Raw genomic sequence first — 21,768 nt, 5'->3', positions numbered from 1 at the left:
TAATATGAATATTCGTCAACTTTTAAATGATAAAGTAAGAGCTGCAATGGTTGCAGCTGGCCTACCAGAAGATACTAACCCAGCGGTAAGTGCTTCATCTCGACCACAATTTGGTGATTATCAAGCTAATGGTGTCATGGGCGCAGCGAAAAAGTTAAAAACTAACCCTAGAGAGTTAGCGCAAAAAGTATTAGACAATTTAGATATCAGCGATATTGCTGAAAAACTAGAACTTGCCGGTCCGGGTTTTATCAACATTCATTTAAACAAAGCTTGGTTAGCCAAGCAATTAGCTATTGCGGCAAGTGACGAACACTTAAACGTTAGCCAGAATGCTACTCCAAAAACCGTTGTAGTAGATTACTCTGCACCTAATCTTGCCAAAGAAATGCACGTTGGTCATTTACGCTCAACCATTATTGGTGATGCTGTTGTTCGTGCATTAGAGTTTCGCGGCGAAAAAGTTATCCGTCAAAATCACATGGGTGATTGGGGCACACAATTTGGTATGCTACTTGCGCATTTAAGCGACAAGCTTAGTAGTAACGAAGTGGCTGAAACTGCTCTTGCTGATTTAGAAAACTTTTATCGTGAAGCAAAAATTCGCTTTGACGAAGAAGAAGGTTTTGCAGACCGTGCTCGCGATTTTGTAGTGAAATTGCAAAGCGGTGATAGCGACTGTTTAGTGTTATGGAAGCAGTTCATTGATATTTCTATCCACCACTCTGAAGAAATTTATAACACATTGAACGTTACCTTAACCCGTGACGACATTATGGGCGAAAGTGCCTATAATCCAGACTTACCAAACGTGATTAACGAGCTGATGGAAAGCGGTATAGCTGTTGAAGATCAAGGTGCAAAAGTTGTTTTCATCAAAGAAATGGCTAACAAAGACGGCGAGCCTTCAGTATTTATCGTGCAAAAATCGGGTGGTGGTTACTTATACGCAACTACTGATTTATCTGCATGTAGATACCGTAGTGGCGACTTGGGTGCAGACAGAATTATTATTTTTACCGATGCACGTCAAGCTCATCACTTTAAGCAAGTAGAAGTTACCGCGCGAAATGCAGGATTCCTACCAGAAACTACTGGATACGATCATTGTCCGTTTGGCATGATGATGGGTGATGATGGCAAGCCATTTAAAACTCGTACTGGCGGAACCATAAAACTTGCCGAATTGCTTGAAGAAGCCGTTGCTCGAGCTACAGATTTAATGGCTGAAAAAATTGCTGACTTCTCAGTAGAGGAACGTAGTGAGATAGCTCGTAAAGTAGGTATTGGTGCAGTTAAATATGCAGATTTATCGAAAAATCGTACCTCAGATTACATCTTCAATTGGAAAACCATGCTCAGCTTTGAAGGTGCAACAGCACCATACTTACAATACGCATTTACGCGTGTGCAAAGTATTTTCAGAAAAGCCGGTGTTGAAGCAAACTCTATCACAGCTGATATGATTATTGCCGAGCCACAAGAAAAAGCATTAGCGGTTAAATTATTGCAATTTGAAGAAGTATTAGATGCGGTAATTAGTGAATGTACACCTAACTTGTTATGTAACTACTTATACGAGTTAGCAAGCTTGTACATGAGCTTTTACGAAGCTTGTCCAATCCTTAAAGATGATATTACTGAAGACATTAAACTTTCACGTTTACGTTTATGTAATGTTATTGCCCGAACCTTAGAACAAGGTTTGGATCTTCTCGGTATTGAAGTAATGGAAAGAATGTAACTTTAACGCTTTCAGCTTAAACAATAAAGGTCTGCTATTGCAGACCTTTTTTTACATCAGGGACGATGGAATGCCGACTTGCCATGGATGGCAATGGAGTCGGCTCACTTCAGCTTGCTTTTACTAATCGGAATTTTCTTTTATCTAAAGTAATAAAAGCACAGATAAAAAAGAGCAAACACACTAATAATGTCACGATTACGTTTTCATCGTACGTTAAAATATCGAAGTAATATAATCCATTTTCAATCAAGCCAGCGCCTGCACCAAAGATTAGTAAAAAGTATCTATTCAAGTTACCTTTTGCTTTGAGTAATTTAGCCAAAAGATATCCCAACATCGGAATAAATGACCAAAGAAAAAATACCACAATGGAAAAAATCATCGCTAAAATTGAAATGTTTGAAAAAAACAGCCGTTCGATCAGAGGAATAAATTGAACAACAAAATAGCCAAGATATAAATGAAGCATATAAACAAATTCCAATATTAATATACCGTTATAATAATGGATAAAATTGTTTATTCTTTGATCTCATACCAATTTTATTAAGTTTGTGATCTTGTTATTCGCTGGAAAAGTAACTCAGGGCAAGGAACTCGACGTACTAATAGCAATCTATTGGTTGCTAGATGATTCTACTAACTTTTCTGCCTGCCAACGTAACCAACCGCTAGCACCAAGACTGATTGCTTTTTGTGCCAAAGCACGTGCCTGTTCATAACGAGATTGGGAAAAACGAAGTTTACCCAATCGGTAATAGCTTTCAGGATAACGAGGAGCGATTCGAATCGCGCGTTCTAAAGATACTATCGCGGCTAAATCATCACCATTATTCTGTTGTTGTTCGGCCTTATCAAGTAAAGTAATAACAGCTGCAGGAGCTTGTGCGGCATCATCTACTGGCGCGGGTTTGGCCTTTACTGTTGGTATTGGCTGAGTTTTCTCTTCAGTTACAGGCGTAGTTGAACATGCAGCTAAAGCCAAAGTTAAACACAATAAAGCTATTTTTCTATACAATTTCAACATTCTCTCAATTATCTATTAAGTCACGAAACCAATCGATAACTCTTTCCAGTCCCTTACGGCAACGTATTTCTTCATCTGGTTCATAACCAGCCACAAAAGGCAACGCAATAGCGTTAGAACAAGACTCTTGGCTACCTTGCCCGGTATCATTATCAACCCATACTATTTCTACATTTTCTGGAGGTAAGTTCTGAATTGGAACTACCGACCGTTGACTGAAGATATCGGCCCACACTCTCAGTGCACCACTTGCACCGGTTAAGCCGGTACTGGCATTATCATCTCGGCCAAGCCAAACAACAGCCATCATATCACCTGAAAATCCGGCAAACCAGCTGTCGCGTAAGTCATTAGTTGTGCCAGTTTTACCTGCTACTGAAAACTTGGGTAATAACCAATCAAGTGCTTTTCCGGTGCCTTCATGCGTTGCTGCTTGCAAGGCATGGCGCAGTATATAAATTGAAGCGGAGTCAAATCGTTGTTCAACTGCCAGAGGGTAACTATTTAATATCTTCCCACCCGGCTCTATAACCGCATTTATCGCCAGCAGCGGCGTATAAAATCCGTCAGCCGACAAGGTTTGAAACATTTGCCCTACTTCAATTGGCGCCATTCCCACAGCGCCTAATGTAATTGAGGGTAATGCAGGTAATTGTTGCTCAATCCCTAAACGATTAATAGTCTTGAGTATGGGTTCTAAGCCAATTTGATTACCTAGACGCGCCGTTGCTTGATTGTATGAGTTAGCTAATGCCCGATATAACAGCACTTCGCCATGGCTTGTTTGATCGTAATTCTTAGGAGTCCATTGAGTTCGATTTGGTAACTGCAGCGAATATTCTTCATCATTAATGAGAGAAGCAAGGTTATATTTATCGGGTTGTTCGATAGCGGTTAAATACAGCGCTGGTTTAAGCAGCGAGCCTACTTGCCGGCGAGCATCTATTGCGCGATTAAACCCCGCATAGCGTGCATCTCTACCACCAACAATTGCTATCACCGCTCCGGTATTTGGTCTAGTGATAACAACTGCGCCTTCAAGATTTTTACTTTGACCACTAGATTCATGTTTGGCGATGGCTGTATTTAAACTCTGTTCAGCACTGGATTGAATTAACGGATCAAAGTGGGTAAATATTGATAAACCATTGGAGCTTAGATCTTCAGTTTTATAATCTCGTTGCAGTTGTCTTCTTACTAAATCAAGATAGGCAGGATAGCGCTTTATGTTTGAGTCACCTCTTTCGCCCATGGTTAACGGTTGCTTTTTCGCACGCTCAGCAAGTTTAACATCCAGATATTGTTCACGAACGGCAATATCCAGCACTAAATTTCTACGATTTAAGGCACGCTTAGGATTGCGCCATGGATTATAATAATTAGCACCGCGCACCAAAGCGACTAGCATTGCTTGTTGCTCAAGAGACAACTCTACCAAGGGCCGCCTGAAATAATACTGACTTGCTAAACCAAATCCATGTATCGCTCGAGGACCATCCTGTCCTAGGTAAATTTCATTAATATAGCCTTCTAAAATCTCGCTTTTACTAAAGTGCAGTTCAAGCAACAATGCCATTAACGCTTCTTGCGCTTTACGTGAAAAAGTACGCTCTGAACTTAAATAGAAGTTTTTAATTAATTGCTGGGTTAGCGTGGATGCCCCTTGAGAAATACCACCACCTTTAATGTTTGCAAGCGCAGCACGAGCAATACCGCGAGGAGATATACCAAAATGTTGATAAAAATTATCATCTTCAACGGCCACTAGCATGTTTTGCAATGACATTGGCACTTCAGAAAGTTTTACTAATAACCTGTCTTCATTATGAGCGGGATAAATTCCACCAATGACCACTGGCTCTAAACGCACTAAATCAGCGCCATCACTACTTATTAAATGCGAAACATAGCCGTTTTTCAAAGTCATTTCAATTTGACGCTCAGGCTCAAGATAATCACTAAACTGAAATCCGGGAGTGTATAGATGAACTCGACTCCCGTTGATCATTGCTTGCCCAGGCTGGCTAATGCTGTTTACAAATTGATAGCCTAATTGCTTTAGTTCAATAGTTAAATCATCAACACCTAACATAGCACCTGTATATAGCTCTAATGGACGTGCATAAACAGTAGAAGGCACGGACCACTTTTTATCAGAAAATGTTGAACGAATAGCAAAATCGAGATAAACCAATATTACCGAAAAGCTAACGGCCGCAACCAGCAGTAATTTCCACCACAGTCTTTGAACAATTTTTTTCTTAGGTCGCGCCAAATTAACCTCTATTGCTGTACTTTATAACAATTCTATATGAGTAAATCATTATAGCCATTGCTATTATATGCCTCTTCATAATCAGGTAATAGAGGGGCATACAGATTACATGAAATTAATTATTTTGCTAAAGTTTAAACTTAAGGTTTACTCGCTTATTGCCATAAAGGTAAAGTAATACCATGTTTACTGACAGCCACTGCCATTTAGATTTTACCGAGTTTGACGCCGACCGCGATGAGCTTATTAAACGTTGCGCACAGTTAAATATTAATCGCTTTATCGTACCTGGTATTACCGCTAAACGGTGGCCGCGAGTACTAGAGCTTTGTCAAAAATACCAAAACGCTTGGCCATGTTTAGGATTACACCCTTGGTGGATTGCAAAAGCCACTGATAACGATTTGATTGTGCTTGACCAAATGATCAGGAAAAATGACATCGTTGCTGTTGGCGAAATTGGTATAGATGGTGTAATTGAAGATATTGATAAACAAACTGAGTACTTTGTTAAACAACTACATATCGCTAAAAAATATGACTTACCCATTGTTGTTCACCACCGAAAAAGCCACCAATTAATAGTATCTGAACTTAAAAAAATAAGCTTACCAAAGAGCGGTATCATTCACGCATTTTCAGGCAGTTATCAACAAGCTAAAGCCTATATTGACTTAGGTTTTAAATTAGGTATTGGCGGCACTATCACCTACCCTAGAGCAATTAAAACTATTAAAACCGTGAAAAAATTACCCTTGGATAGCATTTTATTAGAAACCGATGCGCCAGCTATGCCCCTTAATGGCTTTCAAGGAGAAATAAACTCTCCTGAAAAAATCACAGATGTGTTTCAGCAGCTCTGTAGTATAAGAACCGAGAGCCCAGAAAAAGTGCAGCAAGCTATCGAACAAAACCTATTACAGGTATTTAATCTCGAATAAGCTTACAGCTAATTAGCGGTAATTAAACTCACAGTTAATTTTAATTTCTTATAGCTAACCTGTACGATCCTTTGTATTTGTCTAATTGATTGATGCTCTCCCACTTTTTTTGAATGGTTTTTAATCAACTAAACCTTATTGGTGATTTTTGATCTATGATCATATAGGGATCCCTAGTTTATTAATTTTCATTATCTCTATGGCAAACTATGTTCACTTTTAATGAGACTTTACATGATTAACTTCAAGCTGCTCTTGCTTGTGTTTACATTAATATCAACGCTGGCTTACGGTAATAATTTAGCTAGAGATATTTCTGCGAAAGGCGATATTGAGAGCCAATCATTAATCATCCCTTATGGTTTTTATAATGACAGTACAGAAGTTGCAGCAGCGATGGTGTTCATTAATAGTGGCTATTTTCAACCGCAAGCTGTGACCTTATTTAATGTCTTTGCCGGGACTAACTCTACCTATTCGGTGTTTGGTGCTCTCAAAGACTTTCAAGTAACCTCCTTTGACCGCTTGTTTGTTGATACAACCTTGTTAGTTTCAAGCTGGGGAGAGTTAGATAGCTACCAAGCGGGTAACCCTGCATTTCCAGATGAAATAGCGGGTTCTATTGGCTCAGATAAAGATAACTTTATTGTCGCCAATGGTGATGATAATTTTCTGCGCTTAACCTTTAAATATTTATTACCTATTGGTCATGGTAAAAACACCGCAATTCATCAGTTTAGAACCGACAGAGGTTTGTTGGTTCCAGGCTATGAAGCAGGTGGAGATCACTGGAATCCTTTGACTTCAGGCAGGACTACATTTATTGTTCAACCGTTTTATCGTGAACAAGATTTTGAAGATGATAACAATAATGAATTTTATAACATTACTTCAGGCATAAAATTTGAGCTTGAATATGACAACTCTGATTGGTATGTCAACCCGACGAAAGGCAGTATTATGTCACTATCAGTGGCACGCGACTGGGGCGCAGAGGAAGAGTCTTCTACTTGGACGTCTATTCAATTTGAATACAGCAAGTTCATATCTTTTGGTGAAAATGATGATGCTAGACAAAGAACGCTAGGGTTTAATGTTTGGACCAGTGATGTGCCTACATCAGATTCTTATCACCTAAAAGGTAATAATAAAATTTTCCATACAGCGCCGTTATTTGAAGGCTCTACTTTGGGTGGAATTGACCGTCAACGCGGATTTCCCTCCAATCGATTTCATGATCGCTCAGCGATTAATTACAGCGTAGAATATCGCTACACTCCAGTTAGCAACCCTTTTGTTGATATGCCTTTAATTAAAAAACTCCATATTCCTTTTTGGCAAATAGTCGCTTTTACGGAAGTTGGCTCCGTTGCTGATAATTGGTCAATATCAGACTTGCATCATAAAATGAAGGTGTCTTTGGGTGCTGGGATCAGAGTGTCTGTTTCAGGGCTAATAATAAGAGTTGATGCCGCAGGCTCAGACGAAGGAGGTGAACTGCAAATGTTCTTTGGTCATACATTTTAAAGACAACACAGGATTAATATTTAGTGTTAATGATTAAAATCAACATTGGTGAGACTCTCTGCTAATTAGATACTATTCGTATTTTTACTCAACCAACTAGCAACTCATAGGTAATTACATATAAATCTCGCACACCTGGATAAATTTCTTCTATCACTGCTTTTAACTCTTCGAGAGTCATATTTTCTTGCTTCGCGTGAAATTCAGATAGCTCATCATAAGTAATAGGCTGTACATCTTTGATAAGTATTTCGCAGAACCAACGCCCTGTTTCATAAGTTGAAACTTGAACAATTGTATTTGGTATAAAGTTCTTTTCTGTTTCATCGCGGATTGTAATCGTTTTTTTACCTGATAAAATATCAATTTCAAAGCGCTCGAAGAACAATATACCTGTTAAGAACATTATTATTTCATACACGTTTTTTGGCTAGCAAACAGCATATTTAAAGCTTTAATTATAGCTTGTTATTTTCACTGTATTTCGATGTTTTGATATTATCATGTTAACGAACAGCCAAATTTTCCGATTTAATGACGTGCTGTTTATATTGCAAACTCAACAGCTTTTTGTGCATGAATGTGCGTCGTATCAAGTAGTGTTACTTCGGTATCTTTTTGTGTTATTAACATTCCAACTTCTGTACAACCAAGAATTACCGCTTCAGCACCCTGCTGTGCTAATGACTCGATAACCCGCAAATAATGCTCTTTAGAAGCAGGAAGTGTTTTACCTAATACAAGCTCTTTATAAATAACATTGTGAATGATTGCTCGATCGTCTGAGTTAGGGGTAAGAACAGTTAATCCATAACGCTCACTCAATCTGCCTTTATAAAAATCCTGTTCCATTGTAAAAGCAGTTCCAATTAGCCCTACCGTTTTAATATTTTGTTGAACAAGCAACTCTGCGGTGGCATCGGCTATATGTAAAAGAGGTATGTTTATGGCAGCTTCGACTTGCGCCGCGACTTTGTGCATGGTGTTTGTACAAATAAGTAAAACATCAGCCCCAGCAGATTCAACATTTACCGCAGCTTTGATAAGTATTTCTGCTGTGCCTTGCCAATCACCGCTATGCTGCAACTTTTCAATGGGACTAAAGTCAACACTGTACATTGCTATTTTGGCTGAGTGTAGACCTCCAAGCGCTTCTTTAACACCTTCATTAATCATTCGATAATAACCAGCAGAGCTTTCCCAACTCATGCCGCCCAACAAGCCAATTGTTTTCATATTACCTCGATAAGTGTTATGCAATTCAATACGGTTAAGTAAGGTTGAAGATTATTTTGATAAAAATTTGATCATGGAAAATCGTTAAATCCCCCAGAGTTACTTTACTGCGTCCCACTCTGCTTGGGTTGCCTTAGACTTTTGAAATTCCATCATCATTAGCCACTTGCCCGACTTCTTTACTAACAATGCATTCATGTGAGCTATAAAAACATCTTCTTTGCCATCAGCATCTATTGTTGCATAACGGAACATTCCTGTTTCGTGGGCAGTTGTTTCATCATGGAATCTTTTTGATAATTTGAATTGCAGTGATACTTTTACTTTTCCAGCTTTGGTATCATCAAAGCCTTGTTTCCAACGTTTCATCGCGGTAGCAATTGGGTAACTAGTATTTGAAAAACCACTGACTAGTATCGCATCATCATGATACGCCGCTTGATAAGCATTAAAATCTCCTGCCATTACGGCATTTTCCATTTTAATCCATGCAGTATCTAGCTCTGCTAGGGTCTGTTCATTAGCAAAAGCCGATGTTGTTAAGCACACTAAGAGTAAAAAATATTTATAAAAGGATTTCTTTAGTTTTATCATCGATAGTATAAAAAATTATTTATGTGGTGAAATTGTTGTCGGAGTTCTGTGTTTACTTATTCGCAGGCCTTGTCGTGAAAATCGATTGAATCCTCGTGTTAACAAGAAACCGGCAAACACGGCAATAATTAGCATAATTCTAAACAGTTCAAATTGAGAGTATATTTGCTCCTGCATAGTATCAATCACCTGGTCTTTCACTAAATTTAAACGAATATAACCAATAAGCTTATCGGTGCGGATCTCTTTGATGAAAGGGACATATAATTCGCTATTATCAATAGTACCCTGCTCAATACCAACTAAGGTATTAATAGACGAGCTAAGTTCAGACTCTGCAATAGTTTGTCCTTGCGCATCATATAGCCTTGCCTCGGTAACTAAATCAGAGTCACTAAGTGATTGTACAAATGCTTGTAATTGTTTTTTGTTTTTATTAACAAGCAGTACTTTACTTGTACTTACAGACTGATCAAGGTATTGCTTTGCAACTGTATTGAAATGGTTTTCAAGTATTTTTTCTGAATCATCCATGCCCATTATCGACAAATTTAAAATCATCAATAACAGTATGATTGCTACGCCAATTTGCAGTAGCTTATTATAAATAGATGTTACTTTCGGATATATTATTTCGTTTAGGTCTGTCATCTTTAAAAAAGGTCTAAGAAATAGTAGAAATCTATATACACTATAGTGGGTTATTTGCGATTATAGAATCAATTTCTTCACCTTAAAAGCACTCAAGTAGTAGATCATGACTTTGCCAACCTCAATCGAATTAACAACTTGCACACTTTCTCAACAATTATCAGAAGTAATCTCTGGTTTAACGAGTCAGCTTCCGCTCAAACTTGACCTGCAAAGCTCTAAATTATTAGCCAGTAACAGTGATGAACTAGGTGATAATACAATTGAATTAGTGGTGTTTAATGATCTTTGTATGGAACATTTCATTAAGGTACTCGCGTTAACCATGCAATCAAGTTGCACGCTAACTGCAATTAATGAACGTGCCGGTAAAATCAGTTATCGCTTTAACATACACAGTGACTGTTTATTTTCTAAAGCAGCAGTTAATGAATACGCGCTAGCAAATAACTTTGAAGTGGCCTTATTTAGCAATGCTCCGAGTTTGGCTGCTCCAGGTTTACTGGTTATGGATATGGATTCAACCACCATTAAAATTGAGTGTATTGATGAAATAGCCAAACTTGCTGGTGTTGGCGAGCATGTGAGTGCGGTAACTGAACGTGCCATGTTGGGTGAATTAGACTTTGCTGAAAGTTTACGCGAACGTGTTGGTACGTTAGCCGGATCTTCTGAAAGCATATTGGCTGAGGTTGGTAAAAACTTACCTTTAATGCATGGTTTAGAGGTATTAATAAAAACGCTACATCAACATAATTGGAAAATTGCAGTAGCTTCCGGTGGCTTTACTTATTTCACCGAAATATTAAAAGTTCAACTGAACCTTGATGCCACCCAAGCAAACGTTTTAGAAATTGTAGACGGAAAGCTAACAGGCAAGGTATTAGGTGACATTACTGACGCACAAGTCAAAGCTGACACCCTTACTCGTTTAGCAAAAGAGTATGGTATTGATGACAAGCAAACCGTAGCCATGGGTGATGGTGCCAATGATTTGGTGATGATGAGTGCAGCCAATTTAGGTGTCGCATTTGAAGCAAAACCGGTAGTTTTACAACAAGCGAAAACTAGTATCAATTTTTCTGGATTAGACTGCTTATTACATTGGTTAAAATAACCAATCTCCCGCAAAATTAAAATTCTGGCTAAGAATCCCTTGCCAGAATTTGAACTTACCAATATACTGTATATCCATACATACATTACAATTAACTTAAAAGATGGCAGTAGCTAAAACCAAAACAGCATTTGTTTGTAACGACTGTGGTGCCGATTTTCATCGGTGGATGGGGCAATGCTCAGAATGTAAAGCCTGGAACACTCTCGCCGAAATCAAAATATCTACCAGTAAAACCAAAAGTGCCAGTAGCAAACGCTCTTCTACCTCTGGTTACGCTGGGGTTAGTGGTGGTGGTTCAAAAAAGATCAATGAAGTACAAGCCACTGAAGCTGAAAAACAACTCACCGGAATTGGTGAGCTAGACAGAGTATTATGCGGCGGTGTAACAAACGGATCAGTTAATATAATATCGGGAGATCCAGGGGCAGGTAAAACCACGCTGCTATCAGATTTAGTTGCTCGAATGTCACAAACTACCGCGTCTCTTTACTGTACGGCAGAAGAATCACTGTCACAGTTCAAAAATAGAGTACATCGCTTAAAGCTAGATTATAACGAAGATAATCTTTACTTACTGTCTGAAACCAGTGTTGAAGCAATTATTGAAGAGTTGGAAGTAAAGCAAATAAAGTTTGCCGTTATCGACTCTATTCAAGCTGTTGTTACTGATAACGCCAATGGCAGTCCAGGCTCTCCTTCGCAAGTTAAAACGGCGGCGCAATCGTTAACACAATACTGTAAACAAAATAACGTGACCATGTTCATTATCGCCCATGTGAACAAGAATAATGAAATAGCAGGTCCACAAACTCTAGTACACATCGTTGATGCGCTATTACACATTGACACCAACGATGGGCAAATACGCACCTTAAGAGCCAATAAAAATCGCTTTGGTGATATTGATACCGTTGGTATTTTTAAAATGTGTGAACGCGGTATGCTTAGTGTTGATAATCCTAGCGAAATATTTTTATCGGGATCCTCGACTGAATCACCGGGATCATCAATAACCTGTATTCGTAAAGGTAACCGCAACTTACTGCTAGAGATACAATGCCTTACTACTGAGACTGAAGCCGAGTTTCCGCAAAGGGTATGTGTTGGTTTAAACATGAATCGAATTAAGATGCTAACGGGGATCTTACGAAAACATACCAAAACAAAAATCTATCATGATACATTTTTTAATATTGTTGGCGGTTTAAAAATTGATGAATCTGAAACCTGTATAGACTTGGCTTTAGTGACCGCTTTATTAAGCAGTCTAAACGATTTTGTTGTACCACGTACAACATGTATTATGGGTGAATTAAGCTTAAATGGCGATGTTCGCCCTATCGATAGTGGTGTCCCTAGAGTTAAGGAAGCAGCGCAGCACGGCTTTAGTGAGATTTTCATCCCTTATCGCAATTATCATAAATCAATGGAAGGTTTAGGAGCAAAAATCTTTCCATTGAAAACAATCCACGAGTTAATTGAGTTAATAAAGTAATAAATTAAAAGGTCAGAGTCTGGTTAAATAACCTGACTCTGACCCTACTTTTACATATTCAAATGTTTAGCATGAAAATGCAAATGCGACTCAATAAAGCTAGAGATAAAATAATAACTGTGATCATATCCCTGTTGCATATTCAACGTAAGTGGATAGCCACTTTGCTCTGCAGCGTTTGATAATGCTTCGGGCTTTAATTGCTCAACCAGAAAATCATCACCCTGTCCTTGGTCAATTAATGCAGGAACAAATTGTGTAGCCTTACTCATTAACACACTGGCATCATGTTTTAGCCAAGTACTTTTATCTTCGCCTAAATACGCACTAAAAGCTTTTACACCCCATGGACAATTTATCGGGTTCGCGATGGGGCTGAATGCCGACATCGACTGATAACGATCAGGATTTAGCATAGCAATAGTTAATGCGCCATGACCGCCCATAGAGTGACCAGAAATTGATCGTTTAGTAGTTACCGGAAATGTTAGTTCAATTAATTCCGGTAATTCGTTTACCACATAATCATACATCCGATAATGACGATTCCAGGGTGCTTGCGTGGCATTCACATAAAAACCAGCGCCCTTGCCCAAATCATAACCTTCATCATCTGCAACGTCTTCACCTCTTGGGCTGGTATCTGGCGCGACTATAGCAATTCCTAATTCATTTGCAATGCGTTGTGCGCCAGCTTTTTGCATAAAGTTTTCATCAGTGCAGGTTAATCCTGAAAGCCAGTACAACACCGGAACTTTATTGCTTTCACTGGCTTGTGGTGGCAGGTAAATAGCAAAACGCATACTGCAATTTAATGCTTTTGAATCATGGCTATATTGCTTATGCCAACCACCAAAGCTTTTGTTGGCAGATATATTTTCTAAACTCATCTTTAATCCTTGGGATCTAAATATTTATGGCTAGTTCAAAGAAGCTAGCCATAGCATTACAATAGATATTATTTATCGAAGTGAATCACTGTGCGGATACTTTCGCCTTTATGCATCAATTCAAACGATTCATTAATGTCTTCCAGTCCCATAGTGTGAGTAATAAAGTCACTTAATTTGAATTCACCTTGTAAGTAACGTTCTACATAATCTGGTAATTCGGTGCGGCCTTTAACACCTCCAAAAGCTGAACCACGCCATACACGCCCAGTTACTAATTGGAATGGACGAGTTGAAATCTCTTGTCCAGCACCTGCGACACCAATAACCACTGATTCGCCCCAACCTTTGTGACAACACTCTAATGCTGAACGCATTAAGTTCACGTTACCCACACATTCAAACGAATAATCAACACCGCCGTCTGTTAACTCTACGATGACATCTTGAATTGGTTTGTCGTAATCTTTTGGATTAATGCAATCAGTAGCACCTAATTTTCTCGCTAATTCAAACTTGCTTTCGTTAATATCTATAGCAATAATACGGCCTGCTTTTGCCATAGTTGCACCAATAACGGCTGATAAACCAATGCCACCAAGACCGAAGATAGCAACGGTAGCGCCTTCTTCAACTTTTGCAGTGTTCATTACTGCGCCCATACCAGTTGTAACACCACAACCAAGTAGACAAACTTCTTCTAATGGCGCTTCTTTATTTACTTTCGCTAAAGAAATTTCTGGTAATACGGTGTATTCAGAAAACGTTGAGCAACCCATGTAATGGAAAATTGGCTTACCGTCTTTATAAAAACGCGTGGTACCGTCTGGCATTAAGCCTTTACCTTGAGTTTCACGAATCTTCTGACACAAATTAGTTTTACCCGATAGACAGAATTTACATTCTCCACATTCCGGGGTGTATAGTGGGATAACATGGTCACCAACGCTAACACTTGTTACACCTTCACCTACTTGCTCGACAATACCACCACCTTCATGGCCTAAAATAACCGGAAAAATGCCTTCAGGATCATCCCCTGATAAGGTAAAAGCATCGGTATGACATACGCCTGATGCAATAACCTTAACTAACACTTCACCTTTTCGAGGTAGCATTACATCGACTTCCTCGATAGATAATGGCTGTTTTGGGCCCCAAGCGATGGCGGCTTTTGACTTAATAAATTGATCTGACATATTGATTCTCTCTTGGCTGTTAAATGTGAAAATTGTTAAATTTAGTTATCTATTAAATTCTGTGCATAGGTATATGTATTCATTCATAATAGTTTTCATTTTGCAAATTCATTTTGTTTAAAAATTATAGCGGGTAATTGTTATAACTTTAGGTTATTTATTAATTAATGGCTGTGTCCTTGAGACAAATTGATTAAAGCAACACCAATGGCAACAAAGGCCATACCAAACCAAGTCGTAGGCTCTATGTGTTGGCGATAAATTAACGTTGATAATATGGTTACTGTCATCACTGCAAGTCCGGCCCATAACGCATGCACTATACCAACAGGCATATCTTTCATTGCTTGCCCTAAAAACATAAAGGCAGCAAGGTGGCCCAATATCACTAATAAGCTAGGTATTGGCTTGCTAAAGCCATCGGTTTCTTTTAACGCAACATGCGAAAGAGCTTCTGCAACGACACCAAACAGCAAAAATAACCAACTCATATCTACCCCTTTTAAATTACTGCGGTTTTGTTTGTTTATGGCTGCTATTATATTTGTTTCTGATAAAATGATAATATAGCAATATTACAAATGACTTTTACACACTCGTAACAATCACTAGTTGGACAATAAAGATGAATTGGGAAGGGATCAGCGAGTTTGTGCAAGTTGCAGAAACAGAAAGCTTTACTCAGGCGGCAAAAAGATTGTCGATATCAACAGCACAGGTAAGTCGACAAGTAAGTGCCTTAGAGCAACGTCTTAATGTAAAATTGTTCTATCGAACTACTCGTAAAGTATCTCTCACTGAAGAAGGACAGCTATTTTATCAGCACTGTCGTGGCGTACTCGATAGCCTAGATGAAGCCGAGCGAGCGGTTACAAACTTGCAAAGTAAACCACAAGGAAAAATTAAGCTTACCGCACCGACAACCTATGGCGAACAACAAATTATGCCTTTGGTAAATAATTTTGTGCAGCGTTATGCAGACGTTGAAGTTTCCGCTTATTTAACCAATAAACAAGTAGACATTATCGATGAAGGTTTTGATTTAGCCATTCGAGTAGGTAAATTAAGCGACTCAACTATGATGGCTAAAAAGCTTACCAGCAGAGTCAATTATGTTTGCGCTTCGCCAAAATATATAGAACAGTATGGTAGTCCGCATACATTGTCTGAACTTGAACAACATAGGTGTTTAGTAGGTACATTGGATTATTGGCGTTTTCTTGAAAATGGCAAAGAAAAAAATGTTCGAGTTAGTGGACCACTACATTGTAATTCTGGATTTAGCTTAATGGACGCAGCATTAAAGGGCTTAGGAATAGTTCAGTTACCTGATTATTATGTGCAACATCATTTGAAAACAGGCAAATTAATCACCCTACTCGATAACTATCGTGAATCAGAGCAACCCATCTGGGCGGTATATCCGCATAACCGACAATTATCACCTAAGATACGATTTTTAGTCGATTATATTGCTAAGCATTTGAATTAGTATTTAAACAATTAACTTACTATCAATAAAATCTTACAATTTACTGCTAAAAAGTGGCTAAAAACCTCAAGTTCCCTTCGACAGAAAGCACCGTGACAGGTAGTATACTGGCAATTTATTAAAGAAAAAAAACAACGCCCCAATGCTAAAATCACTGATAAAACCTAATCCTTTGAAATCTATATATTTATTGATTTCTTCCTTGTTGCTAATTACGAGTTTTAGCGCAGCAGCACAAGTTCCTTTTAAAGAGACGCAAGCTGAGCCGTTGACAATAGAAAGAATATTTTCAGCTCCATCATTAAAAGGACCAACATCTAAACAACTAAAATATTCTCCTGACGGCACAACCGTTACCTATTTAAAAGCGAAAGAAACAGATAATAATCGTTTCGATCTTTGGCAATATAATATCGCTAATAATCAGCATGAATTATTAGTCGATTCAGACAGTATATTTTCTGGAAAAGAAGAATTAAGTGACGAAGAAAAAGCTCGCCGTGAACGCCAACGAGTTTATGGCAGCGGTATTATTGAGTACGTTTTGTCTAATGACGGCAAGAACATCTTATTTCCAATAAATGGCGATCTTTATTTATTCACTTTAGAGACTAAAAAGTCTCGACGCTTAACACTAGATCAAGCATATGAAACTGATATCAAATTCTCTCCTAAAGATCGTTACGTTTCATTTATCAAACAACAAAATATTCATATTATTGATTTAAACAATAACACCCAAACTCAGCTAACTGAAGATGGTGGTGGTACTGTAAAAAATGGTATGGCTGAGTTTGTTGCACAAGAAGAAATGGACAGGATGACTGGCTATTGGTGGTCACCTAATGAAAAGCACATCGCCTTTTTGCGCATTGATGAAAAAAATGTAGAAACAGCTCTTCGTAATGAAATTTATGCTGAAGAAGTAAAAATCTTTGAACAACGATATCCTGCAACGGGCACTAGTAATGTTGAAGTATCTCTGCGCAGCATAAAGCTAAATACAGAAAAAGTTACCACTTATAATTTAGGTGATGATAAAGATCTATACATTGCTCGAGTAGATTGGTTGCCAGATTCAAAAACAATAAGTTATCAATGGCAGAATCGCTCTCAGCAAATACTAAAGTTAAACTTTCAAGGACTAAACTCCCGTCGAGCTCGTACGGTTATTGAAGAAACATCAAATCATTGGCTCAATTTAAACAACGATTTACGTTTTTTGAAAAACTCTAAGCAATTTATTTGGGCTTCAGAAAGAGACGGTTTTAAACATTTATATTTGTACAATTATAAAGGTGAGTTAATTAGCCAATTAACTAAAGGTGATTGGGTAGTCGATAGATTAATTACTGTTGATGAAAAACAGAATTGGTTGTACTTCACTGGCAGAGCAGACACACCAATAGAAAAGCATTTATATAAAGTTACTTTAAATGGTAAATCACCAGAGCATGTGACTCGTATATCTAAGCGTAGTGGTTTTCATAAAATCGCATTTGCTAATGATAAACAAACTTACCTAGATAATTTTTCAAATATAGCCACCCCGCCGCAGCTTAGTTTACATAAAGCCAATGGGCAGAGAGTAACGTATTTGATGGAAAACAAACTCGATGATACTCATCCGTTTGCTCCATTTAAACAGAACTTAGCGCAACCAAAATTTGGTTCAATTAAAGCAAATGACGGCAAAACTGACTTATATTACAAATTATATACTCCGAAAAATTTAGCACCTGGTAAACGTTACCCCGTTATTGTTAATGTTTATGGTGGCCCTCATGCACAAAAGGTAACTAATACCTGGGGCGGCGCCAACATGACTCAATACATGGTAGATAATGGCTACATTGTATTTCAGCTGGATAATCGTGGTTCCAACTATCGTGGTACTGCCTTCGAGTTTGCTATTTATAAAGAGCTTGGCAAGGTTGAATTAGACGACCAAATTAGTGGGGTTAACTACTTACACACACTACCATTTGTAGATAAAGATCGTATAGGCATTTTTGGTCATAGTTACGGTGGCTATATGGCGCTAATGGCAATGTTTAAAGCTGGTGATTACTTTACTGCCGGGGTAAGTGGAGCACCTGTTACTGACTGGATGCTATACGATACTCACTATACTGAACGTTATTTGAGTCATCCTGAAACTAACAAGGAAGGTTATGAAGCTAGCTCTGTTTTTCCATATGTGAAACAGTTCGATGACAAGAATAATTCATTGTTCTTATATCACGGAATGGCCGACGATAACGTATTGTTCACCAATACCACCAAGCTCATAAAAACCATGCAAGACGAGAACAAAATATTTGAGTTAATGACTTATCCTGGAAGCAAACATAGCATGCGTGGTAAGAAAGTAAAAACTCATCTGAATTATTCAATAATGAACTTCTTTGATCGTAAGTTGAAGAAGTAAAAGCGAACGGCGAGAAACGAGAAACTAGAAACTAGAAACTAGAAACTAGAAACGAGAAAAATAGAATCGAAAAGCAAAGAGCAGGGAATGTTACTGAATTTTCTCCTAGCCTTTCCCTGAACTAGTTTCAGGGTCTACAGTTAAAATAATAGATCCTGAAACGAGTTCAGGAAAGGGAAAGAGAGTGTTTATTGCTCTTCGTCTCCCGTTTCTAGTAATCTCGTTTCTAGTAATCTCGTTTCTATTCACTCTTTTTCAAGTCAGTAATCAAGGTTTTCAACCAACGTTCTTCAGTAATAAACTGCCAAGCCCAGCCTTTGTATTTATCACCAATGCCATTGGCCATTATTTCGCCGCTGTCGGCACCTTCATGTACTGCCGCATCAACTTTATTAACTGAATATTCTACCATTTCGACGAACTCTAATAAGCCCTTCATATCAGTTAAAGAGCCATGACCAGGAATTATTTTCACATCAGGCGGAAACTGGTTACTTATTTTTTTAATATTCGCTAGATAGCCTTTAACTGAACCACCTGCGTTTAAATCTATATAAGGGAAACGGCCTTGAAAAAATAAGTCGCCCATGTGCAGAACATTGGCCTTTTTGAAATACACGATAGAATCACCGTCTGTATGGCCATTAGGGAAATGCATCACTTGAATTTCTTCATCGTCTAAATATATAGTCACACCATGTTCATAAGTCACTACAGGTAAATCAACACCTGATTTTTTGTTATCTTCTATCACTCGTTTACGAACATTACTATGAGCAAAGATAGGTGCTTGTTTACCAAAGTGGCCATTAGAGCCTGTGTGGTCACCGTGATAGTGAGTGTTGACGATGTACTTTAGTGGAACTGCTTTAATACTTTTCATAGCTGCTTCAATTTTGTCTGCTAACGGGGCAAATTGATCGTCAATAAGTACTAACCCTTCATCTGTTGCTAACACACCAATATTGCCACCGGAACCGGCGAGCATATAAACACCTTCTGCTACAACTTGGGCTTTGATTTCAATTTTTGAAAAGTCTTGAGCGGCATGCGAAGGTATAGCTATGCTTAAAATAAAGAGTAGTAAGAAGGATGTTTTTTTCATAGTTTTATCTTTGTAATATTAAATGACCTTATAAATATGGTCTTATTATTAGAAAAAATCAAAGAAAAATAATAACTTAATAATGATTATCGTTACAATGGAAGGCTTAATTGTGGAGTATAAATATTTTTGGCCTGTTCAGGCGCAAAGCCCACTGTTAAGCCTATTAGTCTGACTTTTTTACCATTACCTCTAGCTATTGCTTCTTCAAGTAAAGGTTTAAAAAGGTTGATATCTAAACTACTCTGGCTTTGCTCTACTGTTGTTTGGGTAAAATCAGCAAATTTTACTTTAATACCTTGCTTAATAATATCTAGGTTTTCAACTTTTTCTAGCCTTGTTAAAAACTTTGGCAATAACTCTTCAACAACGTTCATGCAGCCATGTACTTGTTGAATATCTTCATTGAGTGTCGTTTCAATTGCTAATGATTTTCTTATTCTACTTGTTTCAACATCTCTGTTATCAATACCAAAAGCACGCTTAAAAATAACAGGACCAAATTTTCCCATTATTTTTTCCATAGCACTTGCATCACTTGCTCTTACATCGGCACAAGTAAATAAACCATACGCATTTAATTTTTCGAGAGTTTTTGGCCCTACTCCCGGTATTTTTTTTAAATCTAAAGTTTCAACAAATTCAATTATTTTTTCCGGAGGAACTACACATTGACCATTGGGTTTGTTTTCATCAGAAGCTATTTTGGCAATGAACTTATTTGGTGCCACCCCAGCCGACGCGGTTAAGTTAAGCTCTTGGTAAATTTCAGCTCTAATTTTTTCAGCGATTAAAGTGGCACTGCCATTACACTCCGTGCAATCAGTAACATCAAGGTAGGCTTCATCCAATGACAGTGGTTCAATTTTATCGGTATAACGAGAGAAGATTTCTCTAATGTGAGTTGATGCTTCTTTATAAGCTGACATTCGACCTGGTACAAGTTCAAGATGCGGACATAATTGTAATGCCCTACCCACAGGCATAGCTGAGCGAACACCATAATCACGGGCAAGGTAGTTACATGTCGCAGTTACGCTACGTGGGCCTTTACCAGCTATTGCGATAGGAATATTAGCCAATGCTGGGTTGTCTCGCATTTCAACGGCAGCAAAAAAACAATCCATGTCGACATGAATAATTTTACGCATAAGTTATCGCCCCACCAAACACTGTATATAAATACAGTTTACTCAAAGTTACTTACCTATGCAATAAATATTCTGTTAAGCTTTAACCCTTAAATTAAATGCCTTAGATGATGATGTACCAATATATAAAGTTACTAATAAAGCGACCACAGCGTACCTTTTTCAACGAATTCAGTGTTGAGTTTGACCAAAGGGCTATTCGAGCTAAGAAAATTACCAAGTTCAGAGAGCTTTATAACCTTGATCAAAGCAAAGATTTACCGATCAGCTATGCATTTATTGCCGGCTTTAATTCATTGTTAAAAACCTTTTCTCATAAGTATTTCGCTTTTTCGCCGTTAGGCTTAATACATTTAAAAAGTGAATTTGAAAAAACATTTGAGCTAGACTTTCGACATGACTTTAAAGTTATCAACAAAGTCAGGCAAGATCGCCGCCACCCTATGGGTAAAGTAATTGTGATAGAAACACAGTTTTTTCAAAACGAGCGTTGCTGCCTGGTAAACAAGAATACTTTTTTGAAGAAGTTGAATTCAAATAAACGTGAACGAATAGGTAAACAACAAGCATTTATTGGCGATACAAATTTCATCTTAAATCTAGCAAAAGCACTTGCATACGCTAAGGTAAGTAATGATTTTAATCCCATCCATCTGAATAACAAACTAGCTAATCTGTTTGGTTTACCCAATGCCATTATGCACGGGGGCTATTTAGGCCACTTGGTACTTATTGAAAAAAACATTGCAGCTAATAAAGTGAAATTCGATTTTAAAAAGCCATGTGTTTTACCTTGTGCGGTAGGTATATTTTCAGAAGGTAATGAACACCAAGTTTTTTCTGGTAATGATCAATTACATTTAAGCGTAAAGGTAGATGGCTAATAT

At 38.0% G+C, this 21,768-nt stretch carries 20 protein-coding genes; 8 read left to right on the top strand and 12 right to left on the bottom strand.

Translation table 11 applies throughout. From position 1 onward, the window contains the following. The first annotated feature begins 4 nt into the window (after positions 1-4). Complete coding sequence (gene argS / locus RGQ13_RS05285) at positions 5-1,744, top strand: arginine--tRNA ligase (RefSeq protein WP_348392519.1); 1,740 nt, start codon at positions 5-7, stop codon at positions 1,742-1,744. A gap of 109 nt (positions 1,745-1,853) precedes the next feature. Here argS and RGQ13_RS05280 read toward each other — a convergent pair whose 3' ends face one another. From RGQ13_RS05280 to mrcB, 3 genes are all read right to left on the bottom strand, one after another. Further along, on the bottom strand, positions 1,854-2,216 hold the full coding sequence (locus RGQ13_RS05280; protein WP_348392518.1) for a hypothetical protein: 363 nt from the start codon (positions 2,214-2,216) through the stop codon (positions 1,854-1,856). 147 nt (positions 2,217-2,363) lie between these two features. Further along, positions 2,364-2,774, bottom strand: coding sequence for a tetratricopeptide repeat protein (locus RGQ13_RS05275; protein ID WP_348392517.1), 411 nt, complete (start codon positions 2,772-2,774; stop codon positions 2,364-2,366). Between the two features lie 4 nt (positions 2,775-2,778). Further along, entirely contained in the window at positions 2,779-5,049 is a 2,271-nt protein-coding gene (gene mrcB, locus RGQ13_RS05270) for a penicillin-binding protein 1B (RefSeq protein ID WP_348392516.1), read from the bottom strand. Between the two features lie 182 nt (positions 5,050-5,231). Here mrcB and RGQ13_RS05265 point away from each other — a divergent pair, with 182 nt between their 5' ends. Then, entirely contained in the window at positions 5,232-5,990 is a 759-nt protein-coding gene (locus tag RGQ13_RS05265) for a TatD family hydrolase (RefSeq protein WP_348392515.1), read from the top strand. A gap of 234 nt (positions 5,991-6,224) precedes the next feature. Continuing rightward, entirely contained in the window at positions 6,225-7,517 is a 1,293-nt protein-coding gene (locus RGQ13_RS05260) for a BamA/TamA family outer membrane protein (protein ID WP_348392514.1), read from the top strand. A gap of 88 nt (positions 7,518-7,605) precedes the next feature. Here RGQ13_RS05260 and yqfB read toward each other — a convergent pair whose 3' ends face one another. The 4 genes from yqfB to RGQ13_RS05240 form a co-directional block, all read right to left on the bottom strand. Beyond that, positions 7,606-7,923, bottom strand: a complete 318-nt coding sequence (yqfB, locus tag RGQ13_RS05255) for a N(4)-acetylcytidine aminohydrolase (protein ID WP_348392513.1) — start codon at positions 7,921-7,923, stop codon at positions 7,606-7,608. 140 nt (positions 7,924-8,063) lie between these two features. After that, entirely contained in the window at positions 8,064-8,753 is a 690-nt protein-coding gene (locus RGQ13_RS05250; protein WP_348392512.1) for an aspartate/glutamate racemase family protein, read from the bottom strand. A gap of 99 nt (positions 8,754-8,852) precedes the next feature. After that, complete coding sequence (locus RGQ13_RS05245) at positions 8,853-9,233, bottom strand: nuclear transport factor 2 family protein (protein WP_348392511.1); 381 nt, start codon at positions 9,231-9,233, stop codon at positions 8,853-8,855. Positions 9,234-9,362: 129 nt separating this feature from the next. After that, positions 9,363-9,998 (bottom strand): AhpA/YtjB family protein, encoded by a 636-nt coding sequence (locus RGQ13_RS05240; RefSeq protein WP_348392510.1) that lies wholly within the window; start codon positions 9,996-9,998, stop codon positions 9,363-9,365. A gap of 106 nt (positions 9,999-10,104) precedes the next feature. On the opposite strand from RGQ13_RS05240, the gene serB reads away from it, so the two are divergent. Both serB and radA read left to right on the top strand, forming a co-directional pair. Then, positions 10,105-11,115 (top strand): phosphoserine phosphatase SerB, encoded by a 1,011-nt coding sequence (gene serB, locus RGQ13_RS05235; RefSeq protein ID WP_348392509.1) that lies wholly within the window; start codon positions 10,105-10,107, stop codon positions 11,113-11,115. A gap of 103 nt (positions 11,116-11,218) precedes the next feature. Further along, the gene (radA, locus tag RGQ13_RS05230; RefSeq protein WP_348392508.1) at positions 11,219-12,613 is read left to right on the top strand and encodes a DNA repair protein RadA; all 1,395 of its coding nucleotides are present in this window, start codon (positions 11,219-11,221) and stop codon (positions 12,611-12,613) included. 50 nt (positions 12,614-12,663) lie between these two features. Here radA and fghA read toward each other — a convergent pair whose 3' ends face one another. The 3 genes from fghA to RGQ13_RS05215 form a co-directional block, all read right to left on the bottom strand. Beyond that, positions 12,664-13,503, bottom strand: coding sequence for an S-formylglutathione hydrolase (gene fghA / locus RGQ13_RS05225; protein ID WP_348392507.1), 840 nt, complete (start codon positions 13,501-13,503; stop codon positions 12,664-12,666). A gap of 68 nt (positions 13,504-13,571) precedes the next feature. After that, a complete protein-coding gene (locus RGQ13_RS05220) occupies positions 13,572-14,702 on the bottom strand; it encodes an S-(hydroxymethyl)glutathione dehydrogenase/class III alcohol dehydrogenase (protein ID WP_348392506.1) in 1,131 nt (376 codons plus the stop codon). A 164-nt stretch (positions 14,703-14,866) separates the two neighbouring features. Beyond that, positions 14,867-15,193, bottom strand: coding sequence for a DMT family transporter (locus RGQ13_RS05215; protein ID WP_348392505.1), 327 nt, complete (start codon positions 15,191-15,193; stop codon positions 14,867-14,869). A 134-nt stretch (positions 15,194-15,327) separates the two neighbouring features. Between RGQ13_RS05215 and RGQ13_RS05210 the strand changes: the two genes are divergently transcribed. Both RGQ13_RS05210 and RGQ13_RS05205 read left to right on the top strand, forming a co-directional pair. Further along, positions 15,328-16,194: a LysR family transcriptional regulator gene (locus RGQ13_RS05210; RefSeq protein ID WP_348392504.1), complete on the top strand. Its 867-nt coding sequence runs from the start codon at positions 15,328-15,330 to the stop codon at positions 16,192-16,194. A 142-nt stretch (positions 16,195-16,336) separates the two neighbouring features. Further along, positions 16,337-18,625 carry a S9 family peptidase gene (locus RGQ13_RS05205; RefSeq protein WP_348392503.1) on the top strand — a complete coding sequence of 763 codons (2,289 nt, stop codon included), beginning with the start codon at positions 16,337-16,339 and terminating at the stop codon, positions 18,623-18,625. A 241-nt stretch (positions 18,626-18,866) separates the two neighbouring features. Here RGQ13_RS05205 and RGQ13_RS05200 read toward each other — a convergent pair whose 3' ends face one another. Both RGQ13_RS05200 and dinB read right to left on the bottom strand, forming a co-directional pair. Continuing rightward, positions 18,867-19,730, bottom strand: coding sequence for an MBL fold metallo-hydrolase (locus tag RGQ13_RS05200; protein ID WP_348392502.1), 864 nt, complete (start codon positions 19,728-19,730; stop codon positions 18,867-18,869). 92 nt (positions 19,731-19,822) lie between these two features. Then, positions 19,823-20,881 carry a DNA polymerase IV gene (dinB, locus tag RGQ13_RS05195; RefSeq protein ID WP_348392501.1) on the bottom strand — a complete coding sequence of 353 codons (1,059 nt, stop codon included), beginning with the start codon at positions 20,879-20,881 and terminating at the stop codon, positions 19,823-19,825. Positions 20,882-20,988: 107 nt separating this feature from the next. Between dinB and RGQ13_RS05190 the strand changes: the two genes are divergently transcribed. Continuing rightward, entirely contained in the window at positions 20,989-21,765 is a 777-nt protein-coding gene (locus RGQ13_RS05190; RefSeq protein WP_348392500.1) for a MaoC/PaaZ C-terminal domain-containing protein, read from the top strand. Positions 21,766-21,768: the final 3 nt, after the last annotated feature.

It is taken from the genome of Thalassotalea psychrophila (genome assembly GCF_031583595.1).
Classification (GTDB): Bacteria; Pseudomonadota; Gammaproteobacteria; order Enterobacterales; family Alteromonadaceae; genus Thalassotalea_A; species Thalassotalea_A psychrophila.
This window is presented reverse-complemented; position numbering and strand designations above follow the sequence as displayed.

What these genes read in the sequence shown, in the direction of transcription:
- RGQ13_RS05210 (WP_348392504.1), top strand. Translation starts at nt 15,328, where the DNA reads ATGAATTGGGAAGGGATCAGCGAGTTTGTGCAAGTTGCAGAAACAGAA.
- RGQ13_RS05200 (WP_348392502.1), bottom strand. Translation starts at nt 19,730, where the DNA reads ATGAAAAAAACATCCTTCTTACTACTCTTTATTTTAAGCATAGCTATA.
- RGQ13_RS05275 (WP_348392517.1), bottom strand. Translation starts at nt 2,774, where the DNA reads ATGTTGAAATTGTATAGAAAAATAGCTTTATTGTGTTTAACTTTGGCT.
- RGQ13_RS05215 (WP_348392505.1), bottom strand. Translation starts at nt 15,193, where the DNA reads ATGAGTTGGTTATTTTTGCTGTTTGGTGTCGTTGCAGAAGCTCTTTCG.
- RGQ13_RS05265 (WP_348392515.1), top strand. Translation starts at nt 5,232, where the DNA reads ATGTTTACTGACAGCCACTGCCATTTAGATTTTACCGAGTTTGACGCC.
- RGQ13_RS05280 (WP_348392518.1), bottom strand. Translation starts at nt 2,216, where the DNA reads ATGCTTCATTTATATCTTGGCTATTTTGTTGTTCAATTTATTCCTCTG.
- serB (WP_348392509.1), top strand. Translation starts at nt 10,105, where the DNA reads ATGACTTTGCCAACCTCAATCGAATTAACAACTTGCACACTTTCTCAA.
- fghA (WP_348392507.1), bottom strand. Translation starts at nt 13,503, where the DNA reads ATGAGTTTAGAAAATATATCTGCCAACAAAAGCTTTGGTGGTTGGCAT.
- RGQ13_RS05245 (WP_348392511.1), bottom strand. Translation starts at nt 9,233, where the DNA reads ATGGAAAATGCCGTAATGGCAGGAGATTTTAATGCTTATCAAGCGGCG.
- argS (WP_348392519.1), top strand. Translation starts at nt 5, where the DNA reads ATGAATATTCGTCAACTTTTAAATGATAAAGTAAGAGCTGCAATGGTT.
- RGQ13_RS05240 (WP_348392510.1), bottom strand. Translation starts at nt 9,998, where the DNA reads ATGACAGACCTAAACGAAATAATATATCCGAAAGTAACATCTATTTAT.
- RGQ13_RS05250 (WP_348392512.1), bottom strand. Translation starts at nt 8,753, where the DNA reads ATGAAAACAATTGGCTTGTTGGGCGGCATGAGTTGGGAAAGCTCTGCT.
- yqfB (WP_348392513.1), bottom strand. Translation starts at nt 7,923, where the DNA reads ATGTTCTTAACAGGTATATTGTTCTTCGAGCGCTTTGAAATTGATATT.
- RGQ13_RS05220 (WP_348392506.1), bottom strand. Translation starts at nt 14,702, where the DNA reads ATGTCAGATCAATTTATTAAGTCAAAAGCCGCCATCGCTTGGGGCCCA.
- dinB (WP_348392501.1), bottom strand. Translation starts at nt 20,881, where the DNA reads ATGCGTAAAATTATTCATGTCGACATGGATTGTTTTTTTGCTGCCGTT.
- RGQ13_RS05190 (WP_348392500.1), top strand. Translation starts at nt 20,989, where the DNA reads ATGATGATGTACCAATATATAAAGTTACTAATAAAGCGACCACAGCGT.
- RGQ13_RS05205 (WP_348392503.1), top strand. Translation starts at nt 16,337, where the DNA reads ATGCTAAAATCACTGATAAAACCTAATCCTTTGAAATCTATATATTTA.
- radA (WP_348392508.1), top strand. Translation starts at nt 11,219, where the DNA reads ATGGCAGTAGCTAAAACCAAAACAGCATTTGTTTGTAACGACTGTGGT.
- RGQ13_RS05260 (WP_348392514.1), top strand. Translation starts at nt 6,225, where the DNA reads ATGATTAACTTCAAGCTGCTCTTGCTTGTGTTTACATTAATATCAACG.